Annotated in this window: 11 protein-coding genes, 1 tRNA gene and 1 other RNA gene; 11 read left to right on the top strand and 2 right to left on the bottom strand. The window is 54.9% G+C overall.

The genetic code is table 11. The annotated features are described in order from the left end of the window. Positions 1 to 140: 140 nt before the first annotated feature. Entirely contained in the window at positions 141 to 1,739 is a 1,599-nt protein-coding gene (locus OK412_RS17405) for a gamma-glutamyltransferase family protein (protein ID WP_010671640.1), read from the bottom strand. Between the two features lie 734 nt (positions 1,740 to 2,473). Between OK412_RS17405 and OK412_RS17400 the strand changes: the two genes are divergently transcribed. Further along, entirely contained in the window at positions 2,474 to 2,770 is a 297-nt protein-coding gene (locus OK412_RS17400) for an HTH-type transcriptional regulator (RefSeq protein ID WP_010257438.1), read from the top strand. 41 nt (positions 2,771 to 2,811) lie between these two features. On the opposite strand, the gene OK412_RS17395 is transcribed toward OK412_RS17400, so the two are convergent. Beyond that, positions 2,812 to 3,405, bottom strand: a complete 594-nt coding sequence (locus OK412_RS17395; protein ID WP_010257434.1) for an HD domain-containing protein — start codon at positions 3,403 to 3,405, stop codon at positions 2,812 to 2,814. A 62-nt stretch (positions 3,406 to 3,467) separates the two neighbouring features. Here OK412_RS17395 and OK412_RS17390 point away from each other — a divergent pair, with 62 nt between their 5' ends. The 10 genes from OK412_RS17390 to dppF all read left to right on the top strand — a co-directional run bounded on the left by OK412_RS17390 (position 3,468) and on the right by dppF (position 13,546). After that, complete coding sequence (locus OK412_RS17390; RefSeq protein WP_010671641.1) at positions 3,468 to 3,932, top strand: MarR family winged helix-turn-helix transcriptional regulator; 465 nt, start codon at positions 3,468 to 3,470, stop codon at positions 3,930 to 3,932. Between the two features lie 95 nt (positions 3,933 to 4,027). After that, positions 4,028 to 4,456, top strand: coding sequence for an organic hydroperoxide resistance protein (locus OK412_RS17385; protein WP_010257431.1), 429 nt, complete (start codon positions 4,028 to 4,030; stop codon positions 4,454 to 4,456). Between the two features lie 321 nt (positions 4,457 to 4,777). After that, positions 4,778 to 6,469: a kdo(2)-lipid A phosphoethanolamine 7''-transferase gene (gene eptB / locus OK412_RS17380; RefSeq protein ID WP_010257429.1), complete on the top strand. Its 1,692-nt coding sequence runs from the start codon at positions 4,778 to 4,780 to the stop codon at positions 6,467 to 6,469. Between the two features lie 125 nt (positions 6,470 to 6,594). Then, positions 6,595 to 6,671, top strand: a tRNA-Pro gene (locus tag OK412_RS17375). A gap of 33 nt (positions 6,672 to 6,704) precedes the next feature. Beyond that, positions 6,705 to 6,834, top strand: a non-coding RNA gene (locus tag OK412_RS17370) — RtT sRNA. A gap of 987 nt (positions 6,835 to 7,821) precedes the next feature. After that, positions 7,822 to 9,432 (top strand): dipeptide ABC transporter periplasmic-binding protein DppA, encoded by a 1,611-nt coding sequence (dppA, locus tag OK412_RS17365; protein ID WP_010671642.1) that lies wholly within the window; start codon positions 7,822 to 7,824, stop codon positions 9,430 to 9,432. 171 nt (positions 9,433 to 9,603) lie between these two features. Next, positions 9,604 to 10,623: a dipeptide ABC transporter permease DppB gene (dppB, locus tag OK412_RS17360; RefSeq protein WP_022624833.1), complete on the top strand. Its 1,020-nt coding sequence runs from the start codon at positions 9,604 to 9,606 to the stop codon at positions 10,621 to 10,623. A gap of 9 nt (positions 10,624 to 10,632) precedes the next feature. Continuing rightward, positions 10,633 to 11,535: a dipeptide ABC transporter permease DppC gene (dppC, locus tag OK412_RS17355; protein ID WP_010671643.1), complete on the top strand. Its 903-nt coding sequence runs from the start codon at positions 10,633 to 10,635 to the stop codon at positions 11,533 to 11,535. A 12-nt stretch (positions 11,536 to 11,547) separates the two neighbouring features. Continuing rightward, on the top strand, positions 11,548 to 12,534 hold the full coding sequence (gene dppD, locus OK412_RS17350) for a dipeptide ABC transporter ATP-binding protein (protein ID WP_010257423.1): 987 nt from the start codon (positions 11,548 to 11,550) through the stop codon (positions 12,532 to 12,534). Continuing rightward, positions 12,524 to 13,546, top strand: a complete 1,023-nt coding sequence (gene dppF / locus OK412_RS17345) for a dipeptide ABC transporter ATP-binding subunit DppF (RefSeq protein ID WP_010671644.1) — start codon at positions 12,524 to 12,526, stop codon at positions 13,544 to 13,546. Before dppD ends, dppF begins: the two co-directional genes overlap by 11 nt. Positions 13,547 to 14,114 lie beyond the last annotated feature (568 nt).

The raw sequence follows: 14,114 nt of genomic DNA, 5'->3' as shown, positions 1-14,114 counted from the left end.
TGAAACAGATGCTTTCTGAAACGCCGGTTACAGAATGGGACCGCCTGCGCCTCAGGGCGTGCTGCATTCCCTGCCATCGCAGGCTTCAGCGCGCAGAGATGAAGGAGGGGCTGAGCAGTCTGACGCTCACTGCCGCGACCTTAAAACACCACCGCCTGACCATCTTTGCGACTCTCACTGGCCGCAATGTAGAAGCCCTGCGGATCGCGCACTATCGCCTGCGCGCCACCAAAATTGTAATTACTCAGGGGATCTTCCAGTACCACGTTGTGGCCCATACGGCGCAGTGTGCTCAGGGTATTGCGATCGAGGGTTGATTCAAATACCACCTCGCGTCCCTGCACCACGCGCCAGCGCGGCGCATCAATCGCGGCCTGCGGATTCTGCTGGTGCAGCATAATGCGCAGCGCCAGCTGGAGGTGCCCCTGCGCCTGCATCGGGCCGCCCATCACGCCAAATGCCATCAGCGGCTGGCCCTGCTGATCCCGCGCAAAGGCTGGAATGATGGTATGAAACGGCCGCTTACCGCCTGCCACGACGTTGGGATGGTCTGGATCGAGTGAAAAGCCCGCGCCCCGGTTCTGCAGGCTGATGCCGGTATCGGGTACCACCACGCCGGAGCCAAATCCCATGTAGTTAGACTGAATGAATGAGACCATCATGCCGCTGGCATCACCGGCGGCGACATACACTGTGCCGCTCTGCTGCGGTGATCCAAAGCGGAAATCTCCCGCCTTGTCAGGATCAATTAACGCTGCCCGCTGGCGAATATAGTCGTTGCTGAGCAGGTGTTCCGCCGGAAATTCGAGATGATCTTCATCGGTGACATAACGGTCCAGATCAACCAGCGCCAGTTTCATCGCCTCGATGGAGAGATGCAGCCACTGCGGCGAATCCGGTGCATAGCGGTTGATTTCCCACTCTTCCAGAATGCCAAGTGCAATTAAGGTCGCAATGCCCTGACCATTCGGCGGCAGCTCCTGCACCGATCCTCCGGCAAACGGACGCGACAGCAGGGTAACCCAGTCGGCACGATGGTTTTTCAAATCCTCCAGCGTCAGGGCCGCGCCATGCTCACGGGCGAAGGCTGTCATCTTTTGCGCCAGTGCGCCGCGGTAAAAGCTTTCGCCCTGAGTCTCAGCGATTTCCTGCAAGGTGCGGGCCTGAGCCGGGTTGCGGAATAGCTCGCCAGCACGCGGCGGACGACCCTGCGGCGCAAAGCAGTCGCTAAAGCCAGGTTGATCCCGCAGCTTGTCATAGCCGCGCTGCCACAGCTGACCAATCAGCGGTGAAACCGGAAAACCGTCGCGCGCATAGTCAATTGCCGGTTGTGCCAGGGTGGTCAGCGGTAAGGTGCCAAAGCGCTGTGCCAGTGTGACCCATGCCGAGACGGCCCCTGGCACAGTGACGGATTCCCAGCCGGTTTCAGGCATCGCACTAAAATCGGCAAAGCGTTCGGGATGCCACGCGGCTGGCGATCGGCCTGAGGCGTTTAACCCATGCAGCTCGCTGCCATCCCAGACAATGGCAAACGCATCGCTGCCGATGCCGTTTCCGGTTGGCTCCAGCACGGTTAAGGCGATGGCGGTGGCGATAGCCGCATCCACGGCGTTTCCACCCTGTTGCAGCATCCGTAAACCCGCCTGCGCCGCCAGCGGTTGAGAGGTTGCGACGGCATTACGACCCATCATCGGTACACGATGAGAAGGGTATCCGACGTTAAAATCTGTTTCACGCATCGCTTTTCCTTACAGAGGTCAGGTATAGGTCTGGCCTGTCGTCAGTGCGTTATCACGGGGCTGCACTTTTACCGCGCATCAGGTCGATAGTTGCCGGGTAACTGCACCGGCATGAGGCGTCAGCCGTTTCGTTAAGATGACTGTTGATTAATCTGGCGACAGAGCGCCGTTAAGAATAAAAGATTTACCCGCTCTGCACTGTGAGCCGCCGCGCGCCAGGCCTCAGGCCCTAACCAGGACTATTCTTAATTTAATAAGAACAGTGAATATATGTGTTCAGGAAGTAAACCATTGGCGTATATTTTGCACTCACTACCTGAAGAGGTGTATTACCTCACAGAAATGAGAATATGCCAGCAAAAAGCTTGATGGCATCCACATAAATAGCAAACACCATTTGATTTTTTTGCCCACACCTAAGGCACAAAACTCAACTGCCTCAGCAGGTTAGAGGTGCTGGAACTTTTCCGGCAAACCATAGTTAAAAAAATAATTATAAATTGCGCGGCAAATAGTCAGGTCTCTATCCATACTTAGTCTCCCGGCATTTGTTGCATTGACCTGACATCTTTAAAGCAGTGCACCGCAGGCTGTGTCCCGTAATGGTTTCTCTCATAACAAAAATAAACCCTTGCGGGATCCAGCCTGAAACAGGCCCGGTTTCAGAGTCCTGACTTCAGGCTCGTACCTCTCTACTTTCACGTGCTTCATAGCGAGTTTTTAAGGAGTTCTCTATGGAATTAAAAGACCCGATGTTTGAATTGCTCAGCAGCCTTGAGCAGATTGTTTTGACACGTGATGATCGCGCCGCCGAGTTACTTATTCAGCGTCAGCAACCCGCCCAGCCAGAGCCGCAGCGTCTGCGTGAAATGACCGGCATGCAGGTTGATGAGTTTGCAAAAGTAATGGGCGTGAGCGTTTCTTCCGTGAAAAGCTGGGAAGCCCGGCGTACCCGTCCTTCCGCGACGGCGCAGAAATTGATGAAGTTATTACATGCCAATCCCTATCTGGGACGGCAGTTGCTTGAATAAACTGATATCACGAAAAGAACCCGCCGCTGGCGGGTTTTTTATTAGCGTAATTCGCTGTATTTAGCCGCCTGTCTGGCAAACCAGCTCTCCGGCACGCTATAGGGCGGCTCCCGCAACTGTGCGAGTCCGCTTTCAATAATCATTGAAGCCTGCTGCCATAACTGCGCATCTCCCTGCTTCAGCAACTCAATCTGTATCTGCTTTTCAACCAGGTAGACCCGCGCAAAGTCGGGATCAAAACGCACAATCGCGCGGGTGTTATCGATGATGTCAGCCAGTTTGATGGTTTGTGCCTCAGGACTGGCGCTGGCTGTATGGCGGAAGTGCGCCAGTTTACGGGCCGTCCGATTTTTTGCCCCAGCGGGTGCGCTGTTGGTCAGCATCTCTACCAGGCTTGCCACGCGCGTACCAAAGTGGGTTTCGATATCGCTCTGTGTGGTTGCGGTATCTTCTACGGTATCGTGCAGCCAGGCCGCCGCTAACAACGCGTCGTCATGGCTGACGCTGCGCACCAGTTCCACCACCGCTGCCGGATGAACAATATAAGGCTCATCGGTATATTTGCGGCGCTGACCGGCACTGGCATGTGCCTCGGTGGCGAAGCGACGCGCCTGTTCTTCCAGTGAATCCTGCATGCCTTTCCCCCTGACAAAAAGTTTGCTTGCAATTATCTAGCGCGCTATCTATATTATTAACCATGAATTGTGATCAAGATGACAAAAAAGTGAAAACGATGCCACTGTTGGTCGATCAGCACCTCTGCTTTGCGCTTTATTCTGCCAACCTGGCGATGAATAAAGTCTATCGTCAGTTGCTGAGCCAGCTCGACATCACCTATCCTCAATATCTGGTCATGCTGGTGTTGTGGCAGAAAGATGATGTCACGGTGTCAGAGATTGGCGAGCAGCTTTTTTTAGACTCGGCAACATTAACGCCACTTCTGAAGAGACTGGAAAGTGCAGGCCTGATTAACCGGCAGCGAACCCGTCAGGATGAACGCCAGGTAGCGGTGACGCTGACCGAAGCCGGGCAGGCGTTACGGGCCAGGGCTGAAGCCATTCCTGAAGCGGTCAAGTGTGCCACAGCCTGTGATGATGACGCTTTGCTGGCGCTGAAATTACAGCTGGATGGGTTGCGAGATAACCTGAATAAGTCACGATAAATATTGCTGACGGGTGCGCGGCACCCGTTAAACCTCACCGCCTGATTACAGCTGTATAAGTAGTGGGCGATTAAATAGCGTAACGGAGAAATGTCATGTCTTTAGAACAAGTGGTTTACCGCGCCAAAGCCAAAGCAACCGGTGGTCGTGATGGTCGTGCAACCTCTTCTGACGGTGTACTGGACGTGAAACTGGGCGTGCCAAAAGAGATGGGCGGTGCAGGCGGCGAAGTAACTAACCCGGAGCAGCTGTTTGCTGCGGGCTATTCTGCCTGCTTCCTGGGCGCGATGAAGTTTGTGGCGGGCCGTGACAAGATCACCATGCCAAAAGACGCCTGGATCGAAGGTGAAGTGGGTATCGGCCCTATCCCTGATGGCTTTGGTATTGAAGCGACCCTGAACATTCATCTGCCAGAGATGGATGAAGCAGAAGCGCAGAAGCTGGTTGATGCGGCACACATCGTTTGTCCTTACTCAAACGCCACCCGCAACAACATCGATGTCACGCTGAACATTATTCGCTAAGCGTGCTGCGGGCCTGAAACTATCAGGCCCGCACTTTTTTCCCTCTCTCATTTTCGCTCTCCTGCTGCTGTCTGCAACAGCCCACCCGGCCGTTCCTGTTCGATGTGTACAAAAAATGTGCTAATCAGGTCGACAACGATTATTTTCTGGTCTATCAAACGCGACCATGTTTTACTGAGCCACCTCGCGTTATAGCCTGTAAATCCGTTCAGAATTTTCCTTCATCTTGTCCGGTCCGCTTATTCAGCGAACTCTGCCGCGTTTCGGCAGTCACATAAAAGATTTGGTCAAGCGCTTCACACCGGAGAAACACCTTTTTTCATGAATTACATTAAAACCCTGACTCAGCAGAAGTTATCGCTCTTGCTGGCGCTCTATCTCGGTATCTTATTGAATTTGCCGATTTTCTATCGTCGTTTTGACGGTTTTCTCAGGCACTCTACGGTTACGAACTGGCTGACTGCCGTCACCGAGGTAGTGGCCATTGTGGTGCTGACTTTCTTCCTGATGCGTCTGCTGTCGCTGGGAGGAAAGTGGTTTTATCGCGTGCTGGCCACGCTGATTGTTCTGATTTCGGTTGCCGCCGCCTATTACATGGCGTTTTTTAACGTGGTGATTGGCTACGGCATTGTGGCTTCGGTGATGACGACTGACACCGATCTCTCTAAAGAGGTGATTGGTTACCATTTCATCCTGTGGATGGTGCTGGTCAGCGCGCTGCCACTGCTGATGATCTGGCGCAATAAGCTGAGCATGACGCTGAACGAACAGCTGCGTACGCCGGGACAGCGCCTGAAACCCACCCTGATCATGCTGCTCTGCGTGGCGCTGGTCTGGCTGCCGATTCGGTTTTTCGACAAGCTGCAGAAGCATAACGAAGAGATCACTAACATCGATCTGCCGAGTTACGGCGGTGTGGTGGCGCACTCTTATCTTCCTTCGAACTGGCTGGCGGCTGTGGGCCTGTTTGCCTGGACCCGTGTGGATGAGTCGCTGAACAGCCAGGAACTGCTGGATCCGGCGAAGAAGTTTACCTACGTCGCGCCTGCCGGGCTTGATGATACCTATGTGGTGTTTGTGATTGGCGAAACCACGCGCTGGGATCACATGGGGATGCTGGGCTATGAGCGTGACACAACGCCGAAGCTGTCGAAAGAGAAGAACCTGGTGGCATTCCGGGGCGAGTCCTGTGATACCGCGACTAAGTTGTCACTGCGCTGCATGTTCGTGCGCGAAGGCGGCACCATGGATAATCCGGGCCGTACGCTGAAAGAGCAGAATGTGTTTGCGGTGATGAAAGAGCTGGGCTTCACCTCTGAGCTGTTTGCGATGCAGAGCGAAGTCTGGTTCTACGACAACATCAATGCCAACAATTTTGCCTTCCGTGAGCAGATTGGTTCAGAGAAGCGTAATCAGGGCAAAGCGGTGGATGACATGCTGCTGGTGCCGGAGATGAAAGCGTCACTGGATCGTTTCCCGAAAGGTAAGCATCTGATTGTGTTGCACACCAAAGGTTCGCACTACCTCTATTCACAGCGTTATCCGCGCAGCTTCGCGAAATATCAGCCGGAGTGTATGGGCGTGGATGAGACCTGCAGCAAAGCGCAGTTGATCAACGCTTATGACAACTCGGTGCTGTATGTCGATAGCATGCTGGATAGCGTGCTGGATCAGCTGCGTGATAAGAAGGCGATCGTCTTCTATGCCGCCGACCATGGTGAGTCGATTAGCGAGAATATGCACCTGCACGGCACGCCGCGTGAGATGGCTCCGCCTGAGCAGTTCCGTGTGCCGATGATGGTCTGGGCGTCAGATAAGTATCTGGAAGACAGTCAGAACCGCAGCAACTTTGAGCGTCTGCAGGCGCAGCAGCGCGTGGGCCGGACCCATCGCCACGTTGAGTTGTTTGATACCATCCTGGGCTGTCTGGGTTACACCTCGCCAGATGGCGGCATTAACCCGGCCAACAACTGGTGTCAGGCACCGGGTAATGGTCAGGCTAAACCGCTGTAATAGTGGTCGAAAAGGGTAAAGCAGGCGGCTGATTCCCGGTAACCGCGTGCTTTCCAGGCGATTGGCGGCAAAAGCATAAAAAGCGGTTGACGCTGATCGGGGGTAGCAGTAACATGCGCCCCCATCGGCGAGTAGCGCAGCTTGGTAGCGCAACTGGTTTGGGACCAGTGGGTCGGAGGTTCGAATCCTCTCTCGCCGACCATATTTAAGAAACCTGTCTGAAAAGACAGGTTTTTTTTCGTCTTTATAAAAGAGGATGAGAACCTCCGAAGGAGGTTTGAGCCGAGCGTAGCGAGACAACGTTGCTTCAGCAACGGCCCGAAGGGCGCTGCTCGCAGAGCAGAGTAATCCTCTCTCGCCGACCATATTTAAGAAACCTGTCTGAAAAGACAGGTTTTTTTTCGTCTGAAGAAAAGTGGATGAAAGGTACGGATTTACCGTTGAGCGGGCTTCAGGGAGCATACGCCAGGCAGATGCATCAGGTACTTACAGAAGCATCTCAGACAGCTGACAGATCCAAACCAAAGTGACGCTGACAGCAATCAACAATCTTAAGGCGAAGGGAACACGGGCAGAGGAGGAAAGCGTCCCACGCCATGGACGGCGTGGGCCGAGCGTCCATGGATGTTTTAAGCGCCTTTCCGATCTGACCGTGTTCCTGAAGCAGTCTCGATCTGACAGCCATTCATGCCACATCCTCTTCCCTGAACCTTCCCTCGCTTTCAGCCTCTGGCTATGATTTTCCAGAAAGTTCCAGTAAACCCCATCCACCGCGCATTCTGTTTACCAGCCGTTGTTATCATCACTTACCCGCTGGCAGGCCTTGCCATATAAGAGATGCGATCATAATTCGCGACACATTCTTCTTATGACCGAAAGCGGCAACATGCTGATTTCTTATGCTTCTTTACCAGCATATTCCGCTGGATGAACGTCATAACGCACGGTGAATCGTTCAGTTATTCAACATTTGCCGGTAAAAGTTTTAAGTTTTTTAGCGGTGAGAATCACTAGCGATAGAACAACCATCCAGCACAATGCACGGAAATCAGACCAGCAGCGCTGTGCATTGTATGGCTTTTAGGCCGAAAGGGTTTTTATTACCGTTGCATGCTATCCCTCACACTCTGTGTAAATAAGTAACCGTTGTATTGACGTTCTTTGCAACTGTTGACAAATTGATGCGTCAATAAACGCACAGTTACGGAATTTTCTGAATGCACCATCTGCATAAGAAAAAACAAAAAAAACGTAGCGTGCTTTAACCACCTGTTCGGTGGTACGCCTGAACCGCATAAAAAAATCAGAGGTCGGGCAATACACACAACATCACATCACAATGGAGCAAAAGCATGATCAACTCCCTGGCTAAATCCGGGATGCTGAAGGTCGGTCTGAGCCTGATTGCTATGACTGTCGCCGCCGGTGTTCAGGCAAAAACCCTGGTCTACTGTTCTGAAGGTTCTCCGGAAGGCTTTAACCCGCAGTTGTTCACCTCGGGCACCACCTACGATGCCAGCTCACGTCAGATCTACAACCGACTGGTTGAGTTCACTATCGGCACTACCGAACTGCACGCTGCGCTGGCAGAGAAGTGGGATGTCAGTGAAGACGGTAAAACTTACACCTTCCACCTGCGCAAAGGCGTGAAGTGGCAGACCACCAAAGATTTCAAACCGACGCGCGACTTCAATGCGGATGATGTGGTGTTCACCTTTGAGCGCCAGCTGGATAAAAACAACGCCTATCACGGCGTCTCCGGCGGCAGCTACGAATATTTCGAAGGCATGGACATGCCGAAGCTGATCAGCAAAATTGAAAAAGTGGACGAGAACACCGTGCGCTTTGTGCTGACGCGTCCTGAATCGCCTTTCCTTGCAGACCTCGGCATGGACTTCGCCTCGATTCTGTCGAAAGAGTACGCTGACAACATGCTGAAAGCGGGCACCCCGCAAAACGTCGACCTGAATCCGGTCGGTACCGGTCCGTTCCAGCTGCTGCAGTACCAGAAAGATTCGCGCATCCTTTACAAAGCTAACCCGGATTACTGGGGCACCAAGCCGAAAATCGATCGCTTAGTCTTCTCCATTACCCCGGATGCTTCAGTGCGTTACGCCAAGCTGCAGAAGGGCGAGTGTCAGGTCATGCCCTATCCAAACCCGGCTGACATCGCGCGTATGAAGCAGGACAAAAACATCAACCTGTATGAGCAGGCTGGCCTGAACGTCGGCTATCTGTCGTACAACGTTGAGAAAAAACCGCTGGATAACCTGAAAGTGCGTCAGGCACTGACCATGGCGGTCAACAAAAAGGCGATTATCGAAGCCGTTTATCAGGGTGCAGGTCAGCCTGCTAAAAACCTGATCCCACCAACGATGTGGGGCTATAACGACGACGTGAAAGACTACGCCTACGATCCTGAGAAAGCCAAAGCGCTGCTGAAAGAAGCGGGCATGGCAGACGGCTTCTCAATCGACCTGTGGGCAATGCCGGTTCAGCGTCCTTACAACCCGAATGCGCGCCGCATGGCTGAGATGATCCAGAGCGACTGGGCGAAGATTGGCGTCAAAGCCAAAATCGTCACCTACGAGTGGGGCGAATATCTGAAGCGCGCCAAAGCGGGCGAGCACCAGACCGTCATGATGGGCTGGACCGGTGACAATGGGGATCCGGATAACTTCCTGGCCACCCTGTTCAGCTGTTCAGCGGCAAAAGATGGTTCTAACTACTCGCGTTGGTGTGATAAATCCTTTGAGGATCAGATTCAGCCAGCTCGCGCCACCGCCGATCAGGCGAAGCGCATCGAGTACTACAAGCAGGCACAGGTTGTGATGCATGACCAGGTACCGGCGCTGATGATCGCGCACTCAACGGTATACGAACCGGTCAGCAAGAAAGTCTCCGGGTACAAAGTCGATCCGCTGGGCGGACACTACTTTGCTCAGGTAGACATTAAAGAATAATTGTCGCCTTTTCCGGGGCGGCTGCGCGTCGCCCCGGCTTTATCTCCCTGTTTTACTGGAAACGGTAGAGGCGCAGCCTGTCTGCGTCGCGGTCGGGCCTACCCGATCGTCAGATGTAAGCAATAACTACCCTCGCGGCGACGGTCGCGCGGACAAGAGAGAACCCGGATTATGCTGCAGTTCATACTCCGACGTCTGGGCCTTGTCATCCCAACGTTTATCGGTATTACATTACTCACCTTCGCATTTGTTCACATGATCCCCGGCGATCCGGTACTGATCATGGCGGGCGAACGCGGTATTTCTCCTGAACGCCATGCACAGTTAATGGCGCTGTTAGGTCTGGATCAGCCGCTGTGGAAACAGTACCTGAACTACATTAACGGCGTATTACATGGCGACCTGGGCATTTCACTCAAGAGCCGCATCCCGGTCTGGGATGAGTTTGTTCCGCGCTTCAAAGCGACGCTGGAACTCGGCTTCTGCGCCATGATATTTGCCGTGGCCATTGGTATCCCGGTTGGGGTCATGGCCGCCGTGAAGCGGGGGTCGATTTTCGATCACACCGCCGTGGGGATCTCACTGACCGGCTACTCCATGCCGATCTTCTGGTGGGGCATCATGCTGATCATGCTGGTCTCGGTACAGCTCAACCTGACACCGGTTTCCGGGCGGGTCGGCGACACCGTCTTCCTGGATGACACCATGCCGCTGACCGGCTTTATGCTGATCGATACCTTCTTCTGGGGTGAGCCGGGCGACTTCCACGATGCGGTGATGCACATGATTCTGCCTGCCATCGTGCTCGGCACCATTCCGCTGGCGGTGATTGTGCGAATGACGCGCTCGGCGATGCTCGAAGTGCTGGGTGAAGATTACATCCGTACTGCGCGTGCCAAAGGCCTGACGCGGATGCGCGTGATCGTAGTGCATGCGCTGCGAAACGCCATGCTGCCGGTGGTGACGGTGATCGGCCTGCAGGTCGGCACCTTGCTGGCCGGGGCGATTCTGACCGAAACCATCTTCTCGTGGCCGGGCCTGGGTCGCTGGCTGATTGAAGCGTTGCAGCGCCGTGACTATCCGGTGGTGCAGGGCGGGGTGCTGCTGACAGCAGTACTGATTATTGTGGTCAACCTGCTGGTTGATCTGCTGTATGGCGTGGTTAACCCGCGCATACGTCATAAGAAATAAGGGGGCATCATGTCTGTTGTTGATCCCGGCAGCGTTACCGTTGCACCCAAGCCGATGACCCCGTTTCAGGAATTCTGGCACTACTTTAAACGTAACAAGGGCGCCGTTGTGGGCCTGGTCTACATCATCATTGTGTTGCTGTGCGCCATTTTTGCCGATGTGCTGGCCCCGCATGCCCCTGCTGAGCAGTTCCGCGATGCGCTGCTGCATCCGCCGGTCTGGCAGGAAGGCGGCAGCTGGAGCTACATTCTGGGCACCGACGATGTAGGCCGCGATGTGCTGTCGCGTCTGATGTACGGCGCGCGCCTGTCGCTGCTGGTTGGCTGTCTGGTGGTGGTGCTGTCACTGATTTTCGGCGTGATATTTGGCCTGCTGGCCGGTTATCTCGGCGGTGTGGTCGATGCCATCATCATGCGTGTGGTCGATATCATGCTGGCGCTGCCCAGCCTGCTGCTGGCGCTGGTGCTGGTCGCCATCTTTGGCCCCTCGATCGTTAACGCCTCTATCGCGCTGACCTTTGTGGCGCTGCCGCACTATATCCGTCTGACCCGCGCGGCGGTGCTGGTGGAAGTGAACCGCGACTATGTGACCGCCTCCGGCGTGGCCGGTGCCGGTATGCTGCGCCAGATGTTTGTGAATATTCTGCCTAACTGCCTTGCACCACTGATCGTGCAGGCTTCATTAGGTTTCTCCAACGCCATTCTCGATATGGCGGCGCTGGGCTTTCTCGGTATGGGTGCGCAACCGCCAACGCCGGAGTGGGGCACGATGCTCTCCGACGTCCTGCAGTATGCGCAAAGTGCCTGGTGGGTAGTGACCTTCCCTGGATTGGTCATTCTGCTTACCGTGCTGGCATTTAACCTGATGGGCGATGGTTTGCGTGATGCACTCGACCCGAAACTCAAGCAGTAAAGAGGCACCGAGATGGCGTTATTAAATGTAGACAAACTATCGGTGCATTTCGGCGACGATAAAGCACCGTTCCGCGCGGTTGACCGCATCAGTTATCAGGTTGAGCAGGGCCAGGTCGTGGGTATCGTGGGCGAGTCCGGCTCCGGTAAATCGGTGAGTTCCCTGGCGATCATGGGGCTGATCGATTTCCCCGGCAAGGTGATGGCTGAGAAGCTGGAGTTCAACCAGCGCGACCTGCAGAACATCTCCGAACGTGAGCGCCGCCAGCTGGTGGGCGCCGAAGTGGCGATGATTTTTCAGGACCCGATGACCAGCCTGAATCCCTGCTACACCGTAGGTTTCCAGATCATGGAAGCGATCAAGGTGCATCAGGGCGGCAATAAACGCACCCGGCGTCAGCGGGCGATCGACCTGCTGAATCAGGTTGGTATTCCCGATCCCGCGTCACGGCTCGATGTCTATCCGCACCAGCTGTCGGGCGGCATGAGCCAGCGTGTGATGATTGCCATGGCGATCGCCTGTCGGCCTAAGCTGTTAATCGCCGATGAGCCGACCACGGCGCTCGACGTGACCATTCAGGCGCAGATCATCGAACTGCTGCTGGAGTTGCAGCGGCAGGAGAACATGGCGCTGATCCTGATTACTCACGATCTGGCGTTAGTGGCAGAAGCGGCGCACCACATTATCGTGATGTATGCCGGTCAGGTGGTGGAAAGCGGTAAAGCGACCGATATCTTTAAGGCGCCGCGCCATCCTTATACGCAGGCGCTGCTGCGTGCGCTGCCGGAGTTTGCGGCCGATAAAGCACGCCTGGCCTCGCTGCCTGGCGTGGTACCGGGCAAGTATGACCGCCCGATTGGCTGTCTGCTTAATCCACGCTGCCCCTATGCGACTGATCTTTGTCGTCAGGAAGAACCTGAACTGCGCACCATTCCAGGACGCCAGTCCAAGTGTCACTATCCGCTGGACGATGCCGGGAGACCAACTTATGAGTCATGAAACCACGAAAGATCAGTTCCTGCTGCAGGCGATTGATCTGAAGAAGCACTACCCGGTGAAGAAGGGGCTGTTTGGTCAGGAGCGTCTGGTCAAAGCGCTGGATGGCGTCTCTTTTAATCTGGAACGCGGCAAAACGCTGGCGGTGGTAGGCGAGTCAGGCTGTGGTAAATCCACGCTGGGCCGCCTGCTGACGATGATTGAAACCCCGACCGAAGGGCAGCTTTACTGGCACGGTCAGGATCTGCTGAAACATGATCCCCAGGCGCAGAAGCTGCGTCGCCAGAAAATCCAGATCGTGTTCCAGAACCCGTACGGCTCACTCAATCCGCGCAAAAAAGTAAGCCAGATTCTGGAAGAGCCGCTGGTGATTAATACCCAGCTGACCCGCGCGGAACGCCGCGAGAAGACGCTGGAGATGATGGCAAAAGTCGGCCTGAAAACCGAGCACTACGACCGCTACCCGCACATGTTCTCAGGCGGGCAGCGTCAGCGTATCGCCATCGCACGTGGGCTGATGCTCGATCCGGACGTCCTGATTGCCGATGAGCCGGTTTCGGCGCTCGACGTGTCGGTGCGTGCCCAGGTGCTTAACCTGATGATGGATCTGCAGCAGGATATGGGGCTTTCGTATGTCTTTATCTCGCACGATTTGTCGGTGGTGGAACATATTGCCGATGAGGTGATGGTGATGTATCTCGGCCGGTGCGTTGAGAAGGGCAGCAAAGAGGCGATTTTTGCCAACCCGCGCCATCCTTATACTCAGGCTTTGCTGTCAGCGACGCCGCGGCTTAATCCAGACGACCGTCGTGAGCGCATTAAGCTGACCGGCGAGCTGCCGAGCCCGCTCAATCCACCGCCGGGCTGCGCCTTTAATGCGCGCTGCCACCGACGTTTTGGCACCTGCGTGCAGTTGCAGCCGAAGCTGAAAAACTATGGCGGACAGGAGATTGCCTGCTTCGCGGTTGATCAGGATGAGAATCAACCGGTCGGCGTGGCAGAAAAGGTCAGCTGAGGATTGGCAGCGCATTCTGGTGTTTACAGACCGCACAAAATTGAAAGCGATGGGAGCACAGGCCTGTAGCAAAACATTGCGCCCTCCGGACAAAAACGCCGGGAGCGTTTTTGAACAACGCAACGCGTTGGCCCGGCTACGGGCGCCCCTCAGGGATGAGGTGCGTACTAAAAACGCCGGGAGCGTTTTTGAACAACGCAACGCGTTGGCCCGGCTACGGGCGCCCCTCAGGGATGAGGGGCGTAATCGCCCGCGCTGAGCCTGCCAGGGATGGCGTCTTTTGCGTCTTTGCGTAAGGCGTATGCCCTCTGAGCCTGTTCGCGATCTTAACTCCCCAGCCGAAGGCTCCTTTCTGGAGCCTTTTTTTATCTCAACTCAGCTGCAAGCCGCACTGCTGGCAGGTCAGCGAGCACTTTCTGGTTATTCCTCCTCTTTTTCCGTTATCAGTCTTAACCTGTTTTCCTTCTGGCGATATTTGCAGTGAAAAAAGATAAATAGCCTCAATCACTTATGGCAGAAATGCGATTTTTTTGCGCCTGCGGCAGCCTGAACGCTCTTTGAAAGGCTG

The organism is Pantoea sp. JV6 (assembly GCF_025910055.1).
Taxonomy (GTDB): Bacteria; Pseudomonadota; Gammaproteobacteria; order Enterobacterales; family Enterobacteriaceae; genus Pantoea; species Pantoea agglomerans.
Note: the sequence above shows the minus strand (reverse complement) of the source record. Positions and strands in the feature narration are given on the sequence as shown.

Bases quoted from the DNA above. Each gene is read 5' to 3' on its own strand.
- dppB (WP_022624833.1), top strand. From the start codon at position 9,604: ATGCTGCAGTTCATACTCCGACGTCTGGGCCTTGTCATCCCAACGTTT.
- eptB (WP_010257429.1), top strand. From the start codon at position 4,778: ATGAATTACATTAAAACCCTGACTCAGCAGAAGTTATCGCTCTTGCTG.
- dppA (WP_010671642.1), top strand. From the start codon at position 7,822: ATGATCAACTCCCTGGCTAAATCCGGGATGCTGAAGGTCGGTCTGAGC.
- OK412_RS17395 (WP_010257434.1), bottom strand. From the start codon at position 3,405: ATGCAGGATTCACTGGAAGAACAGGCGCGTCGCTTCGCCACCGAGGCA.
- OK412_RS17385 (WP_010257431.1), top strand. From the start codon at position 4,028: ATGTCTTTAGAACAAGTGGTTTACCGCGCCAAAGCCAAAGCAACCGGT.
- OK412_RS17400 (WP_010257438.1), top strand. From the start codon at position 2,474: ATGGAATTAAAAGACCCGATGTTTGAATTGCTCAGCAGCCTTGAGCAG.
- dppF (WP_010671644.1), top strand. From the start codon at position 12,524: ATGAGTCATGAAACCACGAAAGATCAGTTCCTGCTGCAGGCGATTGAT.
- dppD (WP_010257423.1), top strand. From the start codon at position 11,548: ATGGCGTTATTAAATGTAGACAAACTATCGGTGCATTTCGGCGACGAT.
- OK412_RS17390 (WP_010671641.1), top strand. From the start codon at position 3,468: ATGAATTGTGATCAAGATGACAAAAAAGTGAAAACGATGCCACTGTTG.
- OK412_RS17405 (WP_010671640.1), bottom strand. From the start codon at position 1,739: ATGCGTGAAACAGATTTTAACGTCGGATACCCTTCTCATCGTGTACCG.
- dppC (WP_010671643.1), top strand. From the start codon at position 10,633: ATGTCTGTTGTTGATCCCGGCAGCGTTACCGTTGCACCCAAGCCGATG.